Origin of the sequence: uncultured Succinivibrio sp., from assembly GCF_902756765.1 — a bacterium.
Classification (GTDB): Bacteria; Pseudomonadota; Gammaproteobacteria; order Enterobacterales; family Succinivibrionaceae; genus Succinivibrio.
Genome location: NZ_CACVSS010000007.1, coordinates 58168 through 64081 on the forward strand (window position 1 = coordinate 58168; position 5914 = coordinate 64081).

Below are 5914 nucleotides of genomic sequence, written 5' to 3' on the forward strand. Positions count from 1 at the left end.
AGTATTTGAATGTATTTTTGATGGTGGAGGTAAACGGGATCGAACCGATGACCCTCTGCTTGCAAAGCAGATGCTCTCCCAACTGAGCTATACCCCCACTAAGGGATCTTGAAATGGTGGAGCTAATCGGGATCGAACCGATGACCTCTTGCATGCCATGCAAGCGCTCTCCCAACTGAGCTATAACCCCATATTTCAAAACGAGATTCATTATATATGATATTTGAGATAGGTCAAGGAATTTTAGATCTTTTTTTTAGATCCCCTGTTATATGTGTATGAAATCTTTTTTTTAATATGTTCTCTAATCTCTTATATAAGGCTTCTTACTGCGGTTATATGATTTTTTTTAGTCTAGAAATTTTTTTTTATTTTCTGGAGCAGGGATAAGCTGGTTTAAAAAGAAATATGCAAATTTTTGCGCTTATTTGTTTAAAAAAATGCTCACAATCAAGTAATCTTGATTAGATACTGCTAAAATATAGGAACGAACTAAGAAGGGAGTTATTACTCATGTTTTATAATACAAATCCTACCAAGACTAAGGCTTGGGCAAAATTAACAGAACAATTTCAGAAAACAAAGAACAGACATCTGAAGGATTTATTTGCTGAAGACAAGGATCGTTTCAACAAATTTTCCTTAACTCTAGATAATGGAGATTTTCTTGCTGACTTCTCCAAGAATCTAATCGATGAGAGTATTTTAAAGACTCTATTTGAACTGGCAGAAGAAACTCATCTAAAAGAAAATATTGAGGCAATGTTCAATGGTGAGAAGATCAATCAGACTGAAGGTCGTGCTGTTCTTCACACTGCATTACGTAATTTTGGTGGCAACAAGGTTATGGTTGATGGACACGATGTAATGGAAGACATATTACGTGTTCAGGCCAAGATGAAAGAATTCTCAAACAGGGTCATTTCTGGTGAATGGAAAGGCTACTCAGGTAAAGAAATTACTGATGTTGTAAATATCGGTATCGGTGGTTCTGATTTAGGCCCTTGCATGATTACCCAGTCATTGGCTCCATATCATACAAGACTAAAGTGTCATTTTGTTTCAAATATTGATGGTACCCATATTGTTGAGACCTTAAAGCCTCTTAACCCTGAGACAACTTTATTCCTGATTGCCTCTAAGACTTTTACAACCTTGGAGACCATGACAAATGCTCATACAGCTCGTGACTGGTTTTTAAAGACAGCAAAGGACGAAAAGTTTGTCGCTAAGCATTTCGTCGCTCTATCAACCAATGCTAAGGAAGTATCAGCATTCGGCATTGATACAGAAAACATGTTCGAGTTCTGGGATTTCGTTGGTGGCCGTTATTCTTCATGGTCAGCAATCGGTTTGTCAATTGCTCTTGCATGCGGATATGACAATTTTGAGCAACTTCTGAAAGGTGCTTACGAAATGGATCAGCATTTCCGTAATACTCCTTTTGAAAAGAACCTTCCTGTCATTCTTGCTCTTATTGGCATTTGGTACAATGATTTCTATGGCTTTGAGACTGAAGCTATTCTCCCTTATGACCAGTATATGTCTCGTTTCCCAGCATACTTCCAGCAGGGTAACATGGAGTCAAACGGTAAATATGTTGATCGTGATGGTAATGTTATCACTGATTATACTACCGGCCCTATTATATGGGGTGAACCTGGCACCAATGGTCAACACGCCTTCTATCAGCTAATTCATCAGGGCACAAAGAAGATACCTTGTGATTTTATTGCTCCTGCACGTACTCACAATAAGATAGGGGACCACCATGTGAAACTTCTATCTAATTTCTTTGCCCAGACTGAAGCTTTAGCTTTTGGTAAAACTGAAGATCAGGTCATTGCACAGTTTAAGGCAAAAGGAGTTCCTGAGGAAAAATACAAGTCAATTGTTCCTTTCATGATTTTTGAAGGTGACAGACCAACAAATTCATTCCTTGTAAAAGAGATTACCCCTTATACACTGGGTATGTTAATTGCTATGTATGAGCATAAGATCTTCACTCAGGGATCTATTCTAAATGTATTCAGTTTTGATCAGTTTGGTGTTGAACTTGGTAAGCAGCTAGCTTCTAAAATTATTCCTGAGCTAAAAACTGATGAGCCAGTTTCTTCACATGACTGTTCTACCAATGGTCTGATCAATGCATTTAAGAAACTGAAGTAAATTTGTTTTAAATTTAAATAAGAAAAGAGGCTTAACTTAATTAAGGTTAGGCCTTTTTTATGTGCCTTGATTTAATTCAAATAAAATAATGATTTTTACAAAAACTGACTTGTAAAATTTTTTATTTAGTTTATTAGATGGTGGAGGTAAACGGGATCGAACCGATGACCCTCTGCTTGCAAAGCAGATGCTCTCCCAACTGAGCTATACCCCCACATAAGGATGTGAATGGTGGGATGCTCTCCCAACTGAGCTATACCCCCACTTATGTGGTTCAGAATGAACAACCGTCCGTATCTGAAAGCCGTTACATTATATAACTTAATTTCATGCCGTCAACTAAAAATTAAAAAATTTTTTTCCCTTCTTACAAAAATAAGCAGATATAAGCGATTCCTTGATAACTAACAAAATGAATATCTTTTTTAAATGTCAAATGGAATATGTAAAACGCATGATATAGCATGCAATTCTGAGTAAATAACCTTAATTCTTTGGCAAGTTGTGATCTCTAAATTCATCTGTTTTTACTCTTTAAAATAAAATATTACTAGGTATGTATATCTTCTTTGTGAGATATTTTTATATGAATAATAAGAATAATTCTGCTTTGATACTTGATTCGCTTTTTGAGGCATTTTCCTATGTTTCCTCTGCGAATTATGTGTATGTCTGTGATATGAAGACAGATCTTTCCCGTTGGAATAGGGAGGCTGTAAATTATTTCTCTCTTCCATCAGAATACATGACAAATGCAGGTGAGATCTGGGCCTCCTACATTCATCCAGATGATAGAGAAGAATTTATTTCTGATGTCAAAAAACTATTCAGCGGTGAACAGACTACTCATAATCTTCAGTACAGAGTTCGTAATCGCTTTGGTCAGTATGTGGTATGCACCTGCAGAGGTGTAGTGTTAAAAAATGATAATGGAGAACCAAACTATTTCTGTGGTGCTATGACTAATCACGGAATTGAAAATGAGAATGATGTACTGACAGGCCTTAAGAATCAGTATGGATTCTTTCTTGAACTCAATAACATTCTGGCAGAAAAAACTCATTGTAACTTGATAATGCTTGGTTTTACCAAGTTCCTGAATATTAACAATATGTATGGCTATACAATTGGCAATCGTGTATTGCAGCATGCAGCCAGATTTCTTCAGAAAATAGCAGACCCTGATGATCGTATATACCGCCTTGATGGTACAAGGTTTGTGATTATAACAGAGCGTCAGTCTCTTGAGCATATTCATAGAGTTTACAATGGAGTTCTGGAAAGAATGCGTTCATATTCTTTAAATGGGATGCGTATTAATCTTTCCTTGTGCGGTAGTGTAATGAAGCTTAATAACTTCAATATTACCAATAAAACCATTTATTCCTGTCTGAACTATTCTTACCAAATTTCTAAAAATCAGCGGCATGGTGCTCTGGTGGAGTTTAACAACAAGCCAGATCAGACTGATATTGATCAGCTAGTTAAAATCAATATCATCAGAAACTCTGTCGGAGATAACTGCAAAGGTTTCTACTTAAAATACCAGCCTATTGTAGATGCATCTTCAGAGAAAGTAATGGGGGCAGAAGCCCTTATAAGATGGGAAAACAGCAGACTTGGAGAAGTGCGTCCGGATGAGTTTATTCCAGTGCTGGAAAATGACAATGTATTTCCTGTTTTGGGTATGTGGATCTTAAGACAGGCTATGCAGGATGCACTTGAAATTGTGAAAGACAATCCTGATTTTATCGTAAGTGTTAATCTTGCATATTCTCAGTGTGAGCAAGGTAACTTTGTAAATGATGTAATTTCTCTGGTTGAATCGATTGGCTTTCCTCCTCACAATCTTTGTCTTGAGATTACAGAACGCTGTCGTCTGTTAGATATGGAACTCCTTTCAAGAATTGCTTTTACTCTTCATTCTTATGGTATAAGATTAGCTCTTGACGATTTTGGTACAGGGTTTTCCTCCCTGATGATAGTAAAGACTATTCCTTTTGATACTATAAAAATCGATCGTTCCTTTATCCAGGATATCTGTGAGAATGACAAATCAGAGCAGATTGTAAAAAGCATAACTGATATAGCCACCGCATACGGAGCAGGAGTGTGTGTCGAGGGCATTGAGAATGAGATTATGCGAGATAAGGTGAGAAAATATCAGGTCAAGAGCATACAGGGGTTCTTCTATTCAAAGCCTGTAATCTTTGATGAGTTTAAATCCTTTTGCAAAAAAGGAAGATGCTTGTTATAGAGCGCTCTGGATTTATATGTATCTATCAATAACTCACTTATAAAGTTCTAATGCTAATTCTTAAGTTTCATAAGATAGCTCTTTGCCTTTATCAGATATTTATCTGTGATGTTTCTTGAGGTTTTCAGCTTTTGGATACTGCAGTTGTTATTTCTGATATCTTCATTCAGATATAGAATCATACTGCTGGTAATATTTCTTTCAAGTTTATTGATAATACTTTTTCTGTGTCCTTTTGTGGCGAATAATCCTAGCTGCTTATCAATATCAAATACTATGTGATTTCTGAGGTCGAAAAGACAGAATTCTTCAGGATAAACCTTACCTGTATAAGTTTTAAGAAATTCCTGATAAGCCTTTACCAGTTTTTTATATCCATCTTCATGTGCGTTTACTGCCATAAGATAGGTTGCAAGGAATTTTGAAACAAGTTCCTCGTTTTGAGCTGCAAAGTCCTTATCTGCAATTAACATAAGAGGTATTTCAGCCTCGGCCATACGGGCAGAAGTAACAGCTCTGTATCCCTGTCTCTCTGCATCGAAAGTGTCTGGCGACCACAGTGCCATTCCCTCACCTGTTCCTCTGTCCATAGACTCAAGAGAGTCAACTCCAGGCTTATCTATAACAACAATGTCTGAAAAATCCAGATCAAAGATGTCCAGCCATTTTGCTAAGGTATATTCTCCAGAAGTCATTCTTTTTACATAAAAGGTTTGTCCTGATATAGTTTCAGGAGAGCCATAAACATTTGGAAAATCCGCATTCCAGCCTTTGTGTTTAAGAATTTCACTGTCAGCCCTTACAAAAACCATGTTTGAGGTTGATTCGTCATTGGCAAGACCAATGATTTCAAAGGATGAATTATTGCTAGCGCTTATAAGCGGAGTGCTGGATACGGAGGTGATATTCCAGGCTTTAGGATCATTATTATGCTGCTCGATAATTTCAACACCGCTGGTATTACAGATTTTCAGATCTATTTCAAAGCCTAATTTTTTATCCCATCCGTTTTCTTTTGCATACCATGCAAGAAAGCCATCATGTTCTAGCAGCATGGTAACCTTAATCTTAGGAAGATCTTGATTTTTCTTTTCATCTGCCGTAACGGGGGAAACAAAAAAACATCCAAGACAGAATAAGCAGAAAATACTTATAAGAAAACGAGGCATATTTACCATATGAATCCATTGTTAATTAGTCCACTATCTTAAAGTTTAGGTTAGTTGGTTAACAATGCATAAATACAAAAATCGTAAACAGAACCTGCATCTAACTTTTTTTTCTTGCTGTTAATTTTACTGAAAATTTAAGATGGCGCTGGCAATTTATTGTATTACAGAGACTGGAGCGAGTGACGGGAATCGGACCCGCGTTAGTAGCTTGGGAAGCTACAGTTCTACCATTGAACTACACTCGCATAAGCATTTAGAGAATATTTACATGATACACCAAAAAAAATCTAAATGGAATCAACTGAATAGCAACTTT

At 36.7% G+C, this 5914-nt stretch carries 3 protein-coding genes and 4 tRNA genes; 2 read left to right on the forward strand and 5 right to left on the reverse strand.

Annotation, left to right across the window (positions count from 1 at the left end; genetic code table 11):
- Nucleotides 1–21: 21 nt before the first annotated feature.
- Both QZU45_RS02115 and QZU45_RS02120 read right to left on the reverse strand, forming a co-directional pair.
- Nucleotides 22–97 (reverse strand) — tRNA-Ala (locus tag QZU45_RS02115).
- Between the two features lie 17 nt (nucleotides 98–114).
- Nucleotides 115–190 (reverse strand) — tRNA-Ala (locus QZU45_RS02120).
- Nucleotides 191–513: 323 nt separating this feature from the next.
- Between QZU45_RS02120 and pgi the strand changes: the two genes are divergently transcribed.
- Nucleotides 514–2169 carry a glucose-6-phosphate isomerase gene (gene pgi / locus QZU45_RS02125; RefSeq protein ID WP_295351018.1) on the forward strand — a complete coding sequence of 552 codons (1656 nt, stop codon included), beginning with the start codon at nucleotides 514–516 and terminating at the stop codon, nucleotides 2167–2169.
- Between the two features lie 138 nt (nucleotides 2170–2307).
- On the opposite strand, the gene QZU45_RS02130 is transcribed toward pgi, so the two are convergent.
- Nucleotides 2308–2383 (reverse strand) — tRNA-Ala (locus QZU45_RS02130).
- Nucleotides 2384–2755: 372 nt separating this feature from the next.
- Between QZU45_RS02130 and QZU45_RS02135 the strand changes: the two genes are divergently transcribed.
- Nucleotides 2756–4426 carry an EAL domain-containing protein gene (locus tag QZU45_RS02135; RefSeq protein ID WP_295351021.1) on the forward strand — a complete coding sequence of 557 codons (1671 nt, stop codon included), beginning with the start codon at nucleotides 2756–2758 and terminating at the stop codon, nucleotides 4424–4426.
- Nucleotides 4427–4479: 53 nt separating this feature from the next.
- Here QZU45_RS02135 and QZU45_RS02140 read toward each other — a convergent pair whose 3' ends face one another.
- Together QZU45_RS02140 and QZU45_RS02145 are read right to left on the reverse strand one after the other, a co-directional pair.
- Nucleotides 4480–5604 carry a hypothetical protein gene (locus QZU45_RS02140; protein ID WP_295351023.1) on the reverse strand — a complete coding sequence of 375 codons (1125 nt, stop codon included), beginning with the start codon at nucleotides 5602–5604 and terminating at the stop codon, nucleotides 4480–4482.
- A 165-nt stretch (nucleotides 5605–5769) separates the two neighbouring features.
- A tRNA-Gly gene (locus QZU45_RS02145) sits at nucleotides 5770–5843 on the reverse strand.
- Nucleotides 5844–5914: the final 71 nt, after the last annotated feature.